Annotated in this window: 1 protein-coding gene; it reads right to left on the minus strand. The window is 64.7% G+C overall.

Annotation, left to right across the window (positions count from 1 at the left end):
• Positions 1-168: 168 nt before the first annotated feature.
• A complete protein-coding gene (locus tag VJR90_00105) occupies positions 169-1,497 on the minus strand; it encodes an IS701 family transposase (GenBank protein ID HKV95882.1) in 1,329 nt (442 codons plus the stop codon).
• Positions 1,498-1,752 lie beyond the last annotated feature (255 nt).

Genomic DNA, 1,752 nt, shown 5'->3' on the forward strand with positions numbered 1-1,752 from the left:
GGAAGCTGAACATCGCCTCTTGGTGCCGATCGTCTCCGCGCATCGTGGGACCTCCGATGTTGGGGTGCCGAATGAGCAACGAAGCGACGGAGTATCATTCTATATGAACATCCAAACTCCTGCTTTTTCAGCACCCTGCTAATATTACTACGTCACATCTAGGATGAGTCATTTTTGAGCGACCGGCGGATGGGTTGGCCGCATACGATGCAGTACCCTGTCCAGGTTTTCAGGAGGTACTGGAGTTCCGCGCGAACCTGCGGGAGCGTGGGGACGCGCGCCGTTTTTTTTCCCGCCGCCGCGCCGGCGGAGTCGTTCGCGGACCAAGAATCCGTAGGCCATCGTCGTCATCGTCACGTGATGGTGCCAGCCCAACCAGCGGCGGCCTTCGAAATGGTCGAGCCCGAGCTCCTCCTTGAGCTGCGCGTAATCTTGCTCCACCCACCAGCGCGCCTTCGCCCAGCGGACCAGTTGGACCACCGAGAGACGCCGCGGACCGGTGATGAGCCAGTACTTCGTCGGCTCCGCGGCCTTCGCCGGCCACTCGATGAGCAACCACTGCTCGTCCGCCGGCAGCTTCCCGGCGTGATATCCGTGGGACGGCCACACCCGCCGCCGCGCGAACCGCGATGTGAGGTTGCCTTTACTGCCCCCGCGCCAGGTCACGGTCTGGTACGCGGTGGCCGGCAGCGCCCGGGCTACCTCCGCGACGCGGCGGGGCCGGCGGCCGCCATAATCCCAGCGCGTGGGTGGCCGTCCGCGTCCGGTATCGGGGCGGCGACGGCAGTGCGGCCGGCGCATCCACACGCCCGTCCCCGATTCGACGCCGACGGCGTAGGGCAGCTGCCGGGCCTGCAACTCGGCCCGAAATTCCGCGATCGTGCCGTAGCCGGCGTCTGCAATAACGCGCTGACCGGGAAGCCCCCACGTGCGGGCTCGATCGATCAGATCGAGGGCCAGGCGCCATTTCGGCTCGTGGGGCACAGCCGCAGGCACGCCCGCGGCGGCGCAGCGGTCTGGATCCTTCGTCCACTCCTCGGGCAGAAACAGCGCCCAGTCCACGGGCAGACTCGCCGTCGCGGTGGCGTGATGCAGGCTGACCGCCACCTGGCAGTTGGCCACCTTGCCCAACGTCCCCGCATACTGCCGCGCGACGCCGACAGAGTGCTTGCCCTGCTTGGGAAAGCTGGTCTCATCCACGATCCACAGCCCTGGACCCATTTCCGGCACCAGCACGCTCGCCAGTCGGCGGCGGACCGGCTCAGAGGGCCACGGGCTCTTACCAATAAAGTGCTGCAGGGCCTGGACATTCCCGTCGGGCAACCGCTTGGCCATGGGTTCGATGGATTTGCGCTCGCCCTCGAGCAGCAACCCCCGTACGTAGGCCTCGGCCCACGGCTGGCGATCCGTGCGGCCCAGGTCGGGGAGCACGGCGGTCACGTAATCAACGAAGCGCTGGCGGAGAGCGGGATCGGTAAACCGCGGCGTATGCTCCATTGGCGACACCCGCTGCAACGACGTCTGCTGCGACGAGAGATGCGATATATACTTAGGCCACTACCGCCCTTCCACCGGCTCCGCAAAAGTCCTGCTTGCTACGTGACTTTGTAATAATAGTAGGCTAATTCATGATCCACGCCTCTACAGCCATTATATTTTCGCATTTCAGCCATAGGAGTGACGGATACGGAATCCTCCATCGTCCTGTTCCGCGCGGCCGCTCGCGTGTAACGATCTGCGCACGACCGGATA

The sequence above is a fragment of the Gammaproteobacteria bacterium genome (assembly GCA_035279405.1).
In the GTDB taxonomy this organism is placed as follows: Bacteria; Pseudomonadota; Gammaproteobacteria; order Natronospirales; family REEB76; genus REEB76.

Excerpts from the sequence above, each read along its gene's own strand:
- VJR90_00105 (HKV95882.1), bottom strand. The coding sequence starts at position 1,497 with ATGGAGCATACGCCGCGGTTTACCGATCCCGCTCTCCGCCAGCGCTTC.